General features: G+C 57.8%; 14 protein-coding genes and 1 tRNA gene. 4 read left to right on the forward strand and 11 right to left on the reverse strand.

Annotation, left to right across the window (positions count from 1 at the left end):
- Window positions 1-168: 168 nt before the first annotated feature.
- The 3 genes from KHQ26_RS15060 to KHQ26_RS15070 form a co-directional block, all read right to left on the reverse strand.
- Window positions 169-357 (reverse strand): hypothetical protein, encoded by a 189-nt coding sequence (locus tag KHQ26_RS15060; protein ID WP_002916738.1) that lies wholly within the window; start codon window positions 355-357, stop codon window positions 169-171.
- A gap of 199 nt (window positions 358-556) precedes the next feature.
- Complete coding sequence (locus KHQ26_RS15065) at window positions 557-901, reverse strand: hypothetical protein (RefSeq protein ID WP_004181311.1); 345 nt, start codon at window positions 899-901, stop codon at window positions 557-559.
- 86 nt (window positions 902-987) lie between these two features.
- On the reverse strand, window positions 988-1,590 hold the full coding sequence (locus tag KHQ26_RS15070) for a short chain dehydrogenase (RefSeq protein WP_004174410.1): 603 nt from the start codon (window positions 1,588-1,590) through the stop codon (window positions 988-990).
- Between the two features lie 97 nt (window positions 1,591-1,687).
- Here KHQ26_RS15070 and KHQ26_RS15075 point away from each other — a divergent pair, with 97 nt between their 5' ends.
- Complete coding sequence (locus KHQ26_RS15075) at window positions 1,688-2,599, forward strand: LysR family transcriptional regulator (RefSeq protein WP_015958983.1); 912 nt, start codon at window positions 1,688-1,690, stop codon at window positions 2,597-2,599.
- Here KHQ26_RS15075 and KHQ26_RS15080 read toward each other — a convergent pair whose 3' ends face one another.
- From KHQ26_RS15080 to KHQ26_RS15095, 4 genes are all read right to left on the reverse strand, one after another.
- Window positions 2,600-3,748, reverse strand: coding sequence for a trans-sulfuration enzyme family protein (locus tag KHQ26_RS15080; protein WP_020316731.1), 1,149 nt, complete (start codon window positions 3,746-3,748; stop codon window positions 2,600-2,602).
- Between the two features lie 10 nt (window positions 3,749-3,758).
- Window positions 3,759-5,135: a pyridoxal-phosphate dependent enzyme gene (locus KHQ26_RS15085; protein WP_020803715.1), complete on the reverse strand. Its 1,377-nt coding sequence runs from the start codon at window positions 5,133-5,135 to the stop codon at window positions 3,759-3,761.
- A 395-nt stretch (window positions 5,136-5,530) separates the two neighbouring features.
- Window positions 5,531-5,606 (reverse strand) — tRNA-Phe (locus KHQ26_RS15090).
- Window positions 5,607-5,711: 105 nt separating this feature from the next.
- Window positions 5,712-6,425 (reverse strand): DUF554 domain-containing protein, encoded by a 714-nt coding sequence (locus KHQ26_RS15095; RefSeq protein WP_004174418.1) that lies wholly within the window; start codon window positions 6,423-6,425, stop codon window positions 5,712-5,714.
- 419 nt (window positions 6,426-6,844) lie between these two features.
- On the opposite strand from KHQ26_RS15095, the gene KHQ26_RS15100 reads away from it, so the two are divergent.
- Window positions 6,845-8,983 carry an ornithine decarboxylase gene (locus KHQ26_RS15100; RefSeq protein WP_004174419.1) on the forward strand — a complete coding sequence of 713 codons (2,139 nt, stop codon included), beginning with the start codon at window positions 6,845-6,847 and terminating at the stop codon, window positions 8,981-8,983.
- Between the two features lie 43 nt (window positions 8,984-9,026).
- Here KHQ26_RS15100 and KHQ26_RS15105 read toward each other — a convergent pair whose 3' ends face one another.
- From KHQ26_RS15105 to mutY, 4 genes are all read right to left on the reverse strand, one after another.
- Window positions 9,027-10,280: a nucleoside permease gene (locus tag KHQ26_RS15105; protein ID WP_004144787.1), complete on the reverse strand. Its 1,254-nt coding sequence runs from the start codon at window positions 10,278-10,280 to the stop codon at window positions 9,027-9,029.
- Between the two features lie 191 nt (window positions 10,281-10,471).
- Window positions 10,472-11,554: a membrane-bound lytic murein transglycosylase MltC gene (gene mltC / locus KHQ26_RS15110; RefSeq protein WP_004900580.1), complete on the reverse strand. Its 1,083-nt coding sequence runs from the start codon at window positions 11,552-11,554 to the stop codon at window positions 10,472-10,474.
- A gap of 49 nt (window positions 11,555-11,603) precedes the next feature.
- Window positions 11,604-11,879 carry an oxidative damage protection protein gene (locus KHQ26_RS15115; RefSeq protein WP_004105744.1) on the reverse strand — a complete coding sequence of 92 codons (276 nt, stop codon included), beginning with the start codon at window positions 11,877-11,879 and terminating at the stop codon, window positions 11,604-11,606.
- 28 nt (window positions 11,880-11,907) lie between these two features.
- The gene (gene mutY / locus KHQ26_RS15120; protein ID WP_004144785.1) at window positions 11,908-12,966 is read right to left on the reverse strand and encodes an A/G-specific adenine glycosylase; all 1,059 of its coding nucleotides are present in this window, start codon (window positions 12,964-12,966) and stop codon (window positions 11,908-11,910) included.
- Between the two features lie 136 nt (window positions 12,967-13,102).
- On the opposite strand from mutY, the gene trmB reads away from it, so the two are divergent.
- Both trmB and KHQ26_RS15130 read left to right on the forward strand, forming a co-directional pair.
- Complete coding sequence (trmB, locus tag KHQ26_RS15125) at window positions 13,103-13,822, forward strand: tRNA (guanosine(46)-N7)-methyltransferase TrmB (RefSeq protein ID WP_002916627.1); 720 nt, start codon at window positions 13,103-13,105, stop codon at window positions 13,820-13,822.
- Entirely contained in the window at window positions 13,822-14,148 is a 327-nt protein-coding gene (locus KHQ26_RS15130; protein WP_002916620.1) for a YggL family protein, read from the forward strand. Before trmB ends, KHQ26_RS15130 begins: the two co-directional genes overlap by 1 nt.
- Window positions 14,149-14,162 lie beyond the last annotated feature (14 nt).

Genomic DNA, 14,162 nt, shown 5'->3' on the forward strand with positions numbered 1-14,162 from the left:
CTGTGCGCCGCTTTTCGGCGGCGCGCAGCCCTGCGTGACGTTAACGTCCAGCGCAGGGTCAATCCGTTTCGGCGATCCGGTCATCGAGCCAGACCAGCATCAGCGCTGCGAGAAAAGCCAGCGCAAAGGTTCCAATAAACAACCACATAGACGTCCCTCGCGGGTTAATTATTTTGCTGATTCTACCGGAGAGCGATCGTTGCGGTCGGCGATGGAGATTTTAGTTCCGGCGGAATGGCTGGCGAGAGAGAAAAAGTCATCGGCATCAATATCGAAGTTAAGAATAATTTCCCTGTATTTTCCACCGTTAATTAACGCTTTGGCTTCTTTAACACTACTGGCAATAATGACAGGCATCAGTTTTATCTCATTTTGAAAACTGTGAAGCAAAATAAGAGTTAGTTCGTACCAGATCAACTACTTTTTATCGTATTCCGCCGCAGAAAAAACGTCGTACTGTGACGCGACGACGACCGGATATTTTGTGACAGCGATCCGGTCATCAACAGCACAATCTTATTCGACGCTGGCGATATGCTGCAATTTTGCCAACTCGTCAGGATGATTTCCCCTGTTGTTTTTCGCGCAATATCTCGCCGCAGCGCTGCTTGTCCTGACGCAGCGCCTGCTGTTCCTGCGGGCTGAGCTGGCGCCAGGTATCCAGCATCCGCTGCCCCAGCGCCGGAAGGTAATGGGTTTTATGCAGCGCGTAGTCAGAATTTCCCCCCTCGACGATATTCTGCATATCGTGGAGGAACTGGCGGCTGTCGTCATGATCGATTATGCAAAATACCGCCCGGTAGTAAGCTTCATCTTCCTCGGTGTAATGCGGGGTGAACCACCAGATCAGCAGCGCGATAAGCGCCAGTAGCGGGATAATTAAGGATAATTTTTTCAACATCAGTTTTTCGGCCGGAGACAATCAGCCGTCAGTGTACCTGCAACGACGGCCTGATGTAAGCGCCGGCCCCGGCGGGCCGGCACAGGCTAGTAGCCGACCGGGTAGATGCGGCCGGTCTGAACGCCTTCAATGCTGCGGCGATAGGCCTGCGCCACGGCGGCGGCGGGAACGCTGGGGAAGCCCGGGAAAAAGTCGCCGTAGGCTGCCAGCGACTCGCTGAGCACGGTGGGGCTGATGAGATTGATGCGGATCCCGCGCGGCAGCTCGCAGGCGGCGGCGCGGACAAAGCCTTCCAGACCGGCGTTGACCGTCGTGGCATTGACCCCCTGAGCAATGGGTTCCTGCGCGACGATACCGCTGACCAGGGTAATCGACCCGCCGTCGCGCAGAAAATGCTGGCCGACCAGCGCCAGGCGAATTTGCCCCAGCAGCTTGTCCTGCAGACCGAGGTTGAACTGGCTGTCGGTCATGGTGCTTAACGGCCCAAAGTGCAGATTGCCGGTGGTGGAGACGATGGCATCTACTTCACCCGTTTGGGCAAATAGCGCCTCGACGCTCTCCTGCGAGGTGATATCCACCTGATAATCTCCCCGGGTGCGGCCGACGCGGATAACCTCATGTCTCTGACTCAGTTCTTCGCTGACCGCGCGACCGATGGTGCCGCTGGCACCGATAACGATAATTTTCATGGCAGACTCCTGATGAGGTGAGAGGCTATTTTTTAATAAAAGTAATCTCGGATAAACTGGCTAAAAGTTAGAACATTACTAACCAGAGGTTAGCAATATGGACAAATTACGAGGGATGGAGACGTTTATTGCCGTGGTGGAGTGCGGCAGCTTTACCGGGGCGGCGTCGCGCCTGGGGCTGTCGGCGGTGATGGTTGGGAAATATATCGCCCAGTTGGAAAGCCAGCTGGCGACGCGTCTGCTGGAGCGTAACACCCGACGCCAGAGCCTCACCGACGCCGGGCGAGTCTATTTTGACGAAGCGAAACGGGTGATGGAGCAGGTCTCCATCGCCGAAAGCGCGGTCGAGCGGCTGCGGCTGGCGCCGGCCGGCACCCTGCGGGTGAGCGCTCCCACCTCGTTCGGCGCCAGCGTGATCGCGCCCCTGACCGCCACCTTCCTGCAGGCCTGGCCTGCGGTCCGGGTGGAACTGGATCTGACTAACCGGATGGTCGATCTGGTGGATGAGGGGGTCGATCTGGCGATCCGTATCGGCGAGATCCATCAGGAGGATCTGGTGGCTCGCTACCTGGCGCCGTATCGGATGGTGATCTGCGCCGCGCCGGCTTATCTGGCGCGTTACGGAACGCCCGGGACGCCGGAAGATCTCACCGATCATCTCTGCCTGTCCCATACGGTCTGGACCGCCCGCAACGAGTGGCGGCTGCCGGGCGTAGAGGGAGAAGTGCGCTGGAAACGCGATGCGGTTTTGCGCTGCAACGATGGCTACGCGCTGCGCCAGGCGGCGATCGCCGGGGCCGGGCTGCTGATGCAGCCGGAGGTACTGCTGGCCGATGCGCTGGCCAGCGGCAGCCTGGTGCGCGTGCTGGAGGCGTGGACTCCGCAGCCGCGGCCTGTGCATCTGCTCTGGCGCCAGGATCGTCGGCCCCTGCCGAAGCTGACGCAGTTTATCGCCCACCTTCAGCAGGGAATGGCCGACGCGCTGACAACGACCCGCGCGTCGGAATAATCACTCCGCCCGCAGCGCCTGCTGCCAGTCGGCAATCAGATCGTTGGGATCTTCGATCCCCACCGACAGGCGGATCAGCTGCGGTGTGATACCGTTCGCCAGGCGTTTCTCCAGCGGGATCGAGGCATGGGTCATGCTGAAGGGCTGGCTCACCAGACTCTCCACGCCGCCCAGGCTCTCCGCAAGCGTAAACCAGCGCAGCTTGCTGATGATGCGCTCGGCGTAACCTTCATCGCCCTTCACCACCACCGAAATCATGCCGCCGGGCAGGGCCATTTGCTGGCGCGCCAGCTGATGATGCGGGTGCGAGGCCAGCCAGGGAAACCAGACTCGCTCCACTTCCGGCTGCTGTTCCAGCCATTCGGCGAGCTGCAGCGCGTTCGCGCTGTGGCGCTCCATCCGCAGCGCCAGGGTACGGATGCCGCGCAGCGTCAGGAAGCTGCTGAACGGGTCAAGCACGCCGCCTACCGCATTCTGCAGATAGCCAAGCTTTTCCGCGAGCCCGGAGTTATCGCCAACCACCGCCAGGCCGGCGACGACATCGGAATGGCCGTTGAGGTACTTGGTCGCGGAGTGCACCACAATATCAAACCCATGCTCCAGCGGGCGATGGATCGCCGGCGAAGCAAAGGTGTTATCGGCGACGCTGATCAGGTTATGGCGGCGCGCGATGGCGGCGATGGCGCTGAGATCCGCGAGCTTCAGCAGCGGGTTGGTGGGCGTTTCCACCCAGATCATGCGCGTATCGGGGCGGATCGCCGCTTCAATTCCCGCCAGGTCGTCGGGTTTCACCCAGCTCACCTGCAGACCAGCGCTACGGCGGCGAACGTTTTCCAGCAGGCGGTAAGTGCCGCCATACACATCATCGACCGCCACCAGATGACTGTCCTTATCCAGCAGCTCCAGCACGGTGGAGATGGCGGCCAGCCCGGAGGCGAACGCGTAGCCGCGCGTGCCGTTTTCCAGGTCGGCGATCGCCGTCTCCAGCGCGTGACGGGTGGGATTCCCGCTGCGGGAATATTCATAACCGGTATGCTGCCCCGGCGCTGGCTGAGCAAAAGTGGAGGTGGCATAAATCGGCGGCATCACTGCGCCATGGCTGTCGGTGAAGGTTCCGCTATGTACACTCAGGGTGTGGATAGATGACATAAAAAATTCCTTATTGTGCGACTCGGTTACGCCAGGCGGTCAATACATCGCTGCGGGTGACCAGGCCAAGAAAACGGGTGTTGTCAGCGATCACCGCCACCAGACCGCGATCGAGAATGGCCTGCAGTTCACTCTCTGGCGCACGCTTATCGAGAGTTTCAACATGGCGGCTCATCGCTTCGCTGACCGGCAGGGAGAAGCGTTGGCGATCGCCCTGTACGTGGCGGATCAAATCCCACTCATCGACGATGCCGACCACGCGGCCATCCTCCAGTACCGGCAGTTGGGAGATGTCATACAGCCGCATGCGAGTAAAGACCGCGGCCAGGGTGTCGTCCGGCGCGGCCGTGACGGTAGCGCCTTCGTCATGGCGCAGGGCGATAAAATCACTGAGATCGCCCTGTTCGGGGCGGGCGATCAGTCCTTGCTGGCGCATCCAGTCGTCGTTGAACATTTTGGACAGGTATTTATTGCCGCTGTCGCAGGCGAAGGTCACCACCCGCTTCGGACGGCTTTGCGTCCGGCAGTAGCGCAGGGCGGCGCTGAGCAAGGTGCCGGTGGAAGAGCCGGCCAGCACGCCCTCGACCTGCAGCAGCTGGCGCGCAGTCTGGAACGCTTCGCGGTCGCTGACGCGATACGCGGTATGTACCCCCTCCAGCCTGGCCAGCGGCGGGATAAAATCTTCGCCGATCCCTTCGACCAGCCAGGATCCCGTTTCGCCGTAGCGTCCGGTATCGACCTGATCGGCAAGGATCGAACCCGCCGGATCGGCGAGAATAAATTCCGTTTTCGGCGAGTGTTCAGCAAACCAGGCCTGAAGCCCACCCAGCGTGCCGCCGGAGCCGACGCCGACGACGATGGCGTCGATGTCGCCCTCCAGCTGCTGATAAAGCTCCGGCGCAGTGGAGGTGGCATGGGCCAGCGGATTGGCGTCGTTATTAAACTGGTCGATATAAAAGGCGCCCGGCGTTTCATCGGCAAGGCGGCGGGCATAATCCTGGTAGTAGGCCGGGTGGCCTTTATTGACGTCGGAGCGGGTGAGCAGCACCGTCGCGCCCAGCGCCCGAAGGTGAAAGATTTTCTCGCGGCTCATTTTGTCCGGCACCACCAGGATCAGGCGGTAATTTTTCTGCGCCGCAATCAGCGCCAGACCGAGGCCGGTATTGCCGGCGGTGGCTTCGATAATCGTTCCCCCGGGCGCCAGTTTTCCCTGGCGCTCGGCTTCATTAATCATCGACAGCGCAACCCGATCTTTAATTGACCCGCCGGGGTTCTGATTTTCCAGTTTTAAAAACAGACTGCAGGGCCCGGTATCCAGTTTGTGCAACTGGAGCAGGGGAGTATGACCGATCAGGTCGCTCACGGAATGAAACAGTGACATAACCATTTACCCACTCGTTTAAGATATTTTTGCATGCTAGAGCTGTGAAAACGGTTATTTAAAGAATATTTCTCTGTCATTTAGCGCAAAATGGAATATAAGATGCTATTTGGCCATCTGGAGGGAAAGCAGGGCAGCCACCTGGGCGGATCGATTTCCAGAAAAGGGCGTTTCTAGCCGCTTTTAGCGGGAAAATGGCGATTTTAATCAGTGTGTTATCTGATATCTGAAAATGTATTTGCGAAAAGATTCTATGGAGAATAGGCCTGCGCTTGTCGTTAACTAGCAGCGGGCTGGCCAGGAGAAAAACGCAGCAGGGAAATCACGGGTTAACGCAGTTCGATGGAGAGTCCGTATGCAGAAAAGCAAAAACCCGCCTTTTGGGCGGGTTCTTTAAATAGTGGTGCCCGGACTCGGAATCGAACCAAGGACACGGGGATTTTCAATCCCCTGCTCTACCGACTGAGCTATCCGGGCAACGGGGCGCATTAAACCGTAATCGCCGCGCCTCGTCAACGAAATTTATCTGTTTTGCAGCAGACTGAACAATCTATCACCACATTGCGCTAAAAGCACGCGTTTTCAGGCAAAAAACAGCGTCCAGGCCGCGGAAATTGGCATCGCCAGCACCAGCGCAGGCAGCATATTCACTACGGCAAACATTTTTATCCCGCAGATGCGCAGCCCGGTGGCCACCAGCAGCATGCCGCCGACGGCGCTGAAATCCGCCAGCATCATCGGCGTGGTAAGCGGCATAATGAGCGCCGCGCAGGCTGCAAGAGTCAGCTGGATAAGCAGCATCGGTACGCTGATGGCGGCGACGGCAATGCCCAGGGTGCAGGCGAAGATGGTGGCGGTGAAAAAGTCGAGAAACGCTTTGGCAATCAGAATGCTGGCGTCGCCGGTCATCCCTTCGCGCATGGCGCCGAAGACGCCGGTGCCGCTGGCGCAGAACAGGACGATAATCGCCACATAGCTCTGAATATAAGACTCATGAGCCGAAGCCTTTTTCTTGCCTTTCGCTGACATCAACTGCTGGAGTTTACTGACCAGCGTATTGATGCCTTTTTCCATATTGCATATTTCGCCGAGCAGCGTCCCCACCAGGGTCGACAGCACCATCACCGGCAGATTGGCGCACTTAATGACCAGTAAAATGCCGATGCCCAATGACGCCAGGCCAAAAATAGAGGTCATTGCGGTGCGGATCCGTTCCGGCAACCGTTGGCTGAGTAAGGCGCCCAGCACACCGCCGACCAGCACCGCGCTGGCGTTAATAAAAGGTCCTGTAACCACGCTGACTCCTGTTAAAAATCCCTGATAACCGCATTATTATGGCGTTAACTTACCGGGAAAGCTTGTGTATCCGTGATATAAGTGCATACGGTTTTCATCTTGCGCCTGTTCGGGAAAGGTGCCATGATTGCGCGAATTTTCTCCTCCCTGATATGAGGCCGCCGATGACGACACAGCCATTATCTCGCCAGCGACGCCGCGCCCAGATGCGCGGGCTGCCTCATCTTGCTACGCTTACCCCTCTGTTCACCATGCGGTGAAGGACACGTATGCTCACTGTAGGGCAACAGTAAGATCGGACGCGTCTGCTTTTACTGATGTCCGGCGGTCGGAGCTGAATCCGTCAGACCCGGACACATCGTTGGGCAAGGTCTCCCTTGTCTGAGATTTTTACACTCCCGATACGGGCATTTGCGCTTATGAAATCCATGCACATTGCCGCCAGCTGCGAGCTGGTCACCCGCTTGTCCACCCACCGTCGCGTTGTGGCGCTGGACAGTACCGATTTTACCGATGTGGCGGCAGTCGTCATCTCCGTGGCCGACAGTCGCAGCGGCATCCTTACTCTCCTCAGGCGTAGCGGATTTAACCTGCCGGTCTACCTGCTGAGTGAGACGGCGGTCGACAAGCCGGAGGGGGTGCAGGCGGTGATCGCCGGTAAAGATCAGGAGTGGCTGGAGCTGGAGGCGGCGGCCTGTGATTATGAAGCGCGTCTGCTGCCGCCGTTTTTCAATACCCTGACCCAGTACGTCGAGATGGATAACAGCACCTTTGCCTGTCCGGGGCATCAGCACGGGGCGTTTTTCAAAAAGCACCCTGCAGGCCGTCAGTTCTATGACTTTTTTGGCGAAAATGTCTTTCGCGCCGACATGTGCAACGCCGATGTGAAATTAGGCGATCTGCTGATCCACGAAGGATCGGCCAAGCACGCGCAGAAGTTCGCTGCGAAGGTGTTCAACGCGGATAAAACCTACTTCGTCCTCAATGGCACCTCGGCGGCCAACAAAGTCGTGACCAACGCGCTATTGACCCGCGGCGATCTGGTGCTGTTCGATCGCAACAACCACAAGTCAAACCATCACGGGGCGCTGATCCAGGCGGGAGCGACGCCTGTCTATCTGGAAGCTGCGCGCAATCCGTTCGGCTTTATCGGCGGCATTGACGAGCGCTGCTTTGATGAGCATTACCTGCGGGATCTCATCCGCGAAGCGTCGCCAGAGAAAGCCACGGCCTCTCGCCCGTTTCGTCTGGCGGTGATCCAGCTCGGAACCTATGACGGCACGGTCTATAACGCCCGCCAGGTGGTGGATAAGATCGGCCACCTCTGCGATTACATCTTGTTCGACTCGGCGTGGGTGGGCTATGAGCAGTTTATCCCAATGATGGCCGACTGCTCGCCGCTGCTGCTGGAGCTGACCCCCGACGATCCGGGTATTTTTGTCACCCAGTCCGTGCACAAGCAGCAGGCCGGCTTCTCACAGACGTCGCAGATCCATAAAAAGGATAACCATCTGCGCGGCCAGGCGCGCTTCTGTCCGCACAAGCGGCTGAATAACGCCTTTATGCTGCATGCTTCCACCAGCCCGTTCTATCCGCTGTTCGCCGCACTGGACGTCAACGCTAAAATCCATGAAGGTGAGAGCGGCCGTCGCCTGTGGGCCGAGTGTGTGGCGCTGGGCATTGAGGCGCGCAAAGCGATCATCGCCAACTGCAAGATGATCCAGCCCTTTATTCCGCCGATGGTGGCGGGGCGCCCGTGGCAGGATCACCCGACCGAGGCGATCGCCCGGGAGCGCCGCTTCTTCAGCTTCGAGCCGGGCGCGCGCTGGCATGGTTTTGAGGGCTATGCGGACGACCAGTATTTTGTCGACCCGTGCAAGCTGCTGCTGACCACCCCGGGCATCGACGCGGAGAGTGGGGAGTACAGTGAGTTCGGCATTCCGGCGACTATTCTGGCGCATTATCTGCGTGAAAACGGCATCGTGCCGGAGAAGTGCGATCTCAACTCGATTCTGTTCCTGCTGACGCCGGCGGAAAGTGCCGAAAAAATGGCGCAGCTGGTAGCGATGCTCGGGCAGTTTGAACAGCATATTGAAGCGGATACGCCGCTGGCCGATGTGTTGCCGACCATCTATAACAAATATCCGGTGCGTTATCGCGACTATACCCTGCGCGAGCTGTGCCAGGAGATGCACGATCTGTACGTTAGCTTTGACGTGAAGAGCCTGCAAAAAGAGATGTTCCGTAAACGGAGCTTCCCAAGGGTGGTGATGAATCCCCAGGATGCCAACCACGAGTTTATTCGCGGCAACGTTGAGCTGGTGCGTCTGAGCGAGGCGGAAGGCCGCGTCGCGGCGGAGGGGGCGCTGCCGTATCCGCCGGGCGTGCTGTGCGTGGTGCCCGGCGAGGTCTGGGGCGGCGCCGTGCTGCGCTATTTCCTCGCGCTGGAGGAGGGAGTCAATATGCTGCCTGGCTTCTCGCCGGAGCTGCAGGGGGTTTACAGCGAGACGGATCCGGACGGCATTAAGCGGCTGTATGGCTACGTGCTGAAGGGATAAAAAAACGCCCCGCCGAACAGGCGGGGCGTTTTACTTTTGCCGATCACACGCTCTGCTGGGCGGCGGTCGGTTGTCTGACGTGTTTGTATTTGAACAGCGCCACGAAGGCAAAGGCCAGCACCAGCGAATAGCCGGCGAAAATCAGCCACACGCTCTGCCAGTCAGTGATCCCCTCGACGGTAAAGTGTTCGACGACTTTGCCGCTCACCATCCCGCCGAGAATACAGCCGAAGCCGTTGGTCATCATCAGGAACATCCCCTGAGCGCTGGCGCGGATTTCCGGGCGCACCTCTTTCTCAACGAACACCGAACCGGAGATGTTAAAGAAGTCGAAGGCGCAGCCGTAGACGATCATCGACAGCACCAGCAGTACAGTGCCGAACGGCGTCGGGTCGCCAAAGGCGAACAGGCCGAAGCGCAGCATCCACGCCACAATACTGATAAGCATCACGTTCTTAATGCCGTAGCGGCTAAGGAAGAATGGGATGGTCAGGATAAACAGCGTTTCGGAAATCTGCGAAATCGACATCAGCACTGACGCGTGCTCGACGATAAAGCTGCCGGCAAACAGCGGATCTTTATCGAAGCTGTGCAGGAAGGTGTTACCGAACATGTTAGTGATTTGCAGCTCGGCGCCGAGCATCATCGAGAAGATAAAGAAGATAGCCATACGCTTGTTTTTAAACAGCGCAAAAGCGTTCAGGCCGAGCATCTCCGTCCAGCTTTGATTGCGCTGGGCGTTGGCGACCGGAATATGCGGCAGCGTCAGGGTGAACAGAGTCAGCAGGACCGACAGCGTCGCGCCAATGTACAGCTGCATATGGCTCAGTTCAAAGCCGGAGAAGCTCACGCCCCACATGGCGAGGATAAAGCCGATGGTGCCCCAGATACGAATTGGCGGGAAATCGGTGACAATATCCAGCCCCGCCGACTGCAGGCGGTAGTAGGAGATGGTATTGATCAAGCCAAGCGTCGGCATATAGGCCAGCGAGTTAAGCAGGATCACGAGGAACATCTCGCCCGGCGTGGTGACCTGCGCCGCGAGGTACAGCGTTAACGCGCCGACCAGGTGGCAGATGGCGTATACCCATTTGGCGCTGATCCACTTATCGGCGACGATGCCGAGTAGCGTCGGCATCAACACCGCGGCGATACCGAGCGAGCTATACACTGCGCCGATTGCCGCGCCGTCAAACTTCAGCGTGACAAACATGTACGAGCCAAGCGTGGTGAGCCAGCTCCCCCAAAGGCAGAACTGCAGGAACGACAGTATTTTGAGCTGCAGCTTAAGATTCATGTAGTTATCCTCACGAATGTGGGCTTGTTATGTTTTTAAAATAACATTAATCCCGTTATTTTGATGCGATTCTATCATTCACTAGCTTAATGCTTCTGTTAACTGCCGCAGAAAACCGAAAGATATTACAGAGTATGGCGGAGAATAAGCGCGGCCTCAGCGCGGGGCTGAGGCCGGAGTCGGGAGGAGGGCTATTTACGGCGGTAGCTTTTCTGCGCCGTATTAACTTTGTACAGATAGCGGCGCGATTCCGCCGACGGATGGCGGGTGGTCAGCGTCTGGTAGACGTCCCCTGGCGCCATGCTGTTGATAATATTGGCCGCCTGCACTTTATCGCTGGAGAAGACCCGCAGTACGCTGCCGGCGCCGCCGTTATAGGCAGTGATCACCGCGTAGCGACGCGAGGTGGGGTTATCGATGCCGGCGAGGTAAACATTGTTCAGCATCGCCAGGTAGGCGGTACCGGTGTCGATGTTATTCGCCGGGTCAAACAGATAGCTGCGGCTTGGCAGGCCGGATTTACCCTGGGAGCGGAAGACGTCTCTGCCGGCGCTGTGCTGGACCACCTGCATCAGCCCCATGGCGTCGGCATGGCTGACCGCATAGGGGTTAAAGGAGGATTCGGTCTGCATAATCGCGAGGATCAGCGACTCATCAACCCCATACTTACGCGAGGCCTGACGCACCATGCCGAGGTATTTATGCGCACGTTTGTCGAGGTGGTTCGGCACCAGGTTAATGGTGATGCTGTAGACCACGCGCAGGCCGTTGTTGCGGCTCTTCAGACGGGTTTGCAGCAGATAGTCGGCAAAGCGCGCGGCGCGCCACTCCCAGCGAATCGACGCCCCGGTGTTATCCACCACCTGGCCATAGAGGAACGGCTCTTTGGAGATCTGGATGTCATCGACATCGGAATAGAGGTCAATGGAGTTGGGGTCATCGCCCATCAACAGGGTTTTGATGATCGCCTGGCGCAGTCGTCCGCGAGGGTCGGTGCCGGCAATGGTCTCGACGGTGATCGTCCCTTCATCGAAGTTGATGTGGCTGCGGGTTTGATACTGGTCGGTGTACTTGACGTAGTCCTTTGGCCCGGCGAGCAGGACTTCGTTGTACCCCCAAATGTTCTCGATGTTGTGGGCGAACTGGCCCATCAAAATATCGAATCCGTTCGTGTCCTTGACCCAGGCCTCGTTGTATTCGGCGCCTTTTTTATTGGAGCTGGAACACGAAACGAGCAACGGCGCAATCAGCGCGAGCGCTAAGTATTTTTTCATCATTCCGGGCGTGCGTGTTGTGTTTGTTTTTTTAAAGGCCGCAGGGCCCTTACTGTTTTTCCGGCGGCGTGTAGCCTTCGATGTGCACGTCTTTCCCTTCAAACAGGAACTGCACCATCTCCTGCTCAAGCAGTTTGCGGTGCTCCGGGTTCATCATGCTGAGCTTTTTCTCGTTGATCAGCATGGTCTGCTTGTGCTGCCACTGCGCCCAGGCTTCTTTGGAGATTTCGTTGTAAATACGCTTTCCGAGCTCGCCCGGATACAGCTGGAAATCCTGGCCGTCCGCTTCACGCTGCAGGAAGGTACAAAAAATGGTTCTGCTCATAATTAATCCTCTTTGATAGCCGAAAAATTTATACCGGCGCTCCGGCTTTTAGCTGTTGCAACAAGCGCTCCACGGGGGCCGCCAGACCGACCGACGGCGGCTGCGCTAAGTTATACCAGAGTGCGTTGCCTTCATCCATGCATGCGCCAGATGAGTGCACTGTAAGCCACATCGGAATAATATCCAGGTGGAAATGGCTGAAAGTGTGGCGAAAAGCGGTTAATTGCGTCAGATTATCGGCCTTAATCTGGCGCTGCGCCAGCCACTCGCGTAGCTCCGCTTCGTCTGCAAACTGCGGAAAACAGAACAACCCGCCCCACAGACCCACCGGCGGACGCTGGGAAAGAAACACCTCGTCGCCGTGCTGCATCAGCAGGAAGTAGCCGGTGCGTTCCGGGAGGGTCTGCTTCGGTTTTTTGCCCGGATATTCCGCCCATGAATGGTTCGCGTAGGCCACGCAGCCGTTGCTCAGCGGACACAGCTCGCACTTCGGCTTCGAGCGGGTGCAAACCATTGCCCCGAGATCCATCATCGCCTGGTTGAAGCGCTCGACGCCCTCTGCCGGGGTGACCTCTTCGCTGATGTCCCACAGCCGTTTTTCCACCTCTTTTTTCCCCGGCCAGCCGCTGACAGCATAGCAGCGGGCGAGCACGCGCTTCACGTTGCCGTCGAGAATCGGATAATGCTGACCGAGCGAAAGGGATAAAATCGCCCCCGCCGTTGAGCGCCCGACGCCGGGCAGCGCCGCCACTTCGTCAAAGGTCCGGGGGAATTCCCCGCCGTGCAGTGTGGCGACTTGCTGTGCGGCTTTATGTAAGTTGCGCGCCCGCGCATAGTAGCCCAGACCGGTCCACAGATGCAGCACTTCATCCAGCGGCGCGTTGGCGAGATCCACCACCGTGGGGAAACGCGCCATAAAGCGTTCAAAATAGGGGATTACCGTGGTCACCTGGGTTTGTTGCAACATCACTTCGGAGAGCCATACTTTGTAGGGCGTCTTGGCGATTTGCCAGGGCAGGGTTTTACGCCCGTATTTATCGTACCAGTCCAGAACCTGGGCTGAAAATTGCGTGGCGAGAAAAGTCAAAGCTACGGCTCCGGGATCGCGATTACAGGGGGGCAGATTGCAGCATAAGGGCGAGTGGCTGTAAACCCTTGCATCCGCCGGGTAACTTTGGATAATGCCCGTTTTCCGAACACATTCACAAGCAGACCAAACTTTTATGAAAAACGACGTCATCTCTCCGGAATTCGATGAAAACGGTCGCCCGCTGCGCCGTATTCGTAGCTTCGTCCGTCGCCAGGGCCGCCTGACGAAAGGGCAGCAGCATGCGCTGGATAACATTTGGCCGGTGATGGGCGTTGAATTCAACGATGCGCCGCTCGATTTCGCCGCCCTGTTTGGCCGTGACGCGCCGGTCACCTTAGAAATTGGCTTCGGGATGGGCGCCTCGCTGGTGGCGATGGCGAAAGCCAAACCGGAACAGAATTTCCTCGGCATTGAAGTACACTCCCCGGGCGTTGGCGCTTGTCTGGCTTCTGCGGAAGAAGAAGGCGTACAAAACCTGCGCGTAATGTGTCACGATGCGGTGGAAGTGCTGCATACCATGATCCCGGATAACTCGCTGAATATGGTGCAACTGTTTTTCCCTGATCCGTGGCATAAAGCGCGTCATAATAAACGTCGTATCGTGCAGCCGCCTTTCGCTGAGCTGGTGAAAAGCAAGTTGAAGCTCGGCGGCGTCTTCCATATGGCGACCGACTGGGAAGCCTATGCCGTGCATATGCTGGAAGTTATGTCCTCGCTGGAAGGCTATCGTAACCAGTCGGCAAGCAACGATTACGTACCGCGCCCGGAATCGCGCCCGGTAACCAAATTTGAACAGCGTGGCCATCGTCTCGGCCACGGCGTATGGGACTTAATGTTCGAGAGGGTGAAATAATGGCCAAGAATCGTAGCCGTCGTCTGCGTAAAAAAATGCATATCGATGAGTTTCAGGAGTTAGGCTTCTCCGTCGCCTGGCGTTTCCCGGAAGGGACCAGCGAAGAGCAGATCGACCAGACGGTCAACGATCTGATCGAAGAGGTGATAGAGCCGAACAAGCTGGCCTTCGACGGCAGCGGTTATCTCTCCTGGGAAGGGCTCATCTGCATGCAGGAGATTGGTAAGTGCACTGAAGAGCATCAGGCTATCGTACGCAAATGGCTGGAAGCGCGTAAGTTAGAGGATGTGCGCACCAGCGAACTTTTTGACGTCTGGTGGGACTAAGTTTGACAAGGGTC

This window comes from Klebsiella sp. 10 (assembly GCF_018223925.1).
GTDB classification, from domain to species: Bacteria; Pseudomonadota; Gammaproteobacteria; order Enterobacterales; family Enterobacteriaceae; genus Klebsiella; species Klebsiella pneumoniae.

Bases quoted from the DNA above. Each gene is read 5' to 3' on its own strand.
- KHQ26_RS15060 (WP_002916738.1), bottom strand. From the start codon at position 357: ATGCCTGTCATTATTGCCAGTAGTGTTAAAGAAGCCAAAGCGTTAATT.
- KHQ26_RS15065 (WP_004181311.1), bottom strand. From the start codon at position 901: ATGTTGAAAAAATTATCCTTAATTATCCCGCTACTGGCGCTTATCGCG.
- KHQ26_RS15070 (WP_004174410.1), bottom strand. From the start codon at position 1,590: ATGAAAATTATCGTTATCGGTGCCAGCGGCACCATCGGTCGCGCGGTC.
- KHQ26_RS15075 (WP_015958983.1), top strand. From the start codon at position 1,688: ATGGACAAATTACGAGGGATGGAGACGTTTATTGCCGTGGTGGAGTGC.
- KHQ26_RS15080 (WP_020316731.1), bottom strand. From the start codon at position 3,748: ATGTCATCTATCCACACCCTGAGTGTACATAGCGGAACCTTCACCGAC.
- KHQ26_RS15085 (WP_020803715.1), bottom strand. From the start codon at position 5,135: ATGGTTATGTCACTGTTTCATTCCGTGAGCGACCTGATCGGTCATACT.
- KHQ26_RS15100 (WP_004174419.1), top strand. From the start codon at position 6,845: ATGAAATCCATGCACATTGCCGCCAGCTGCGAGCTGGTCACCCGCTTG.
- KHQ26_RS15105 (WP_004144787.1), bottom strand. From the start codon at position 10,280: ATGAATCTTAAGCTGCAGCTCAAAATACTGTCGTTCCTGCAGTTCTGC.
- mltC (WP_004900580.1), bottom strand. From the start codon at position 11,554: ATGAAAAAATACTTAGCGCTCGCGCTGATTGCGCCGTTGCTCGTTTCG.
- KHQ26_RS15115 (WP_004105744.1), bottom strand. From the start codon at position 11,879: ATGAGCAGAACCATTTTTTGTACCTTCCTGCAGCGTGAAGCGGACGGC.
- trmB (WP_002916627.1), top strand. From the start codon at position 13,103: ATGAAAAACGACGTCATCTCTCCGGAATTCGATGAAAACGGTCGCCCG.
- KHQ26_RS15130 (WP_002916620.1), top strand. From the start codon at position 13,822: ATGGCCAAGAATCGTAGCCGTCGTCTGCGTAAAAAAATGCATATCGAT.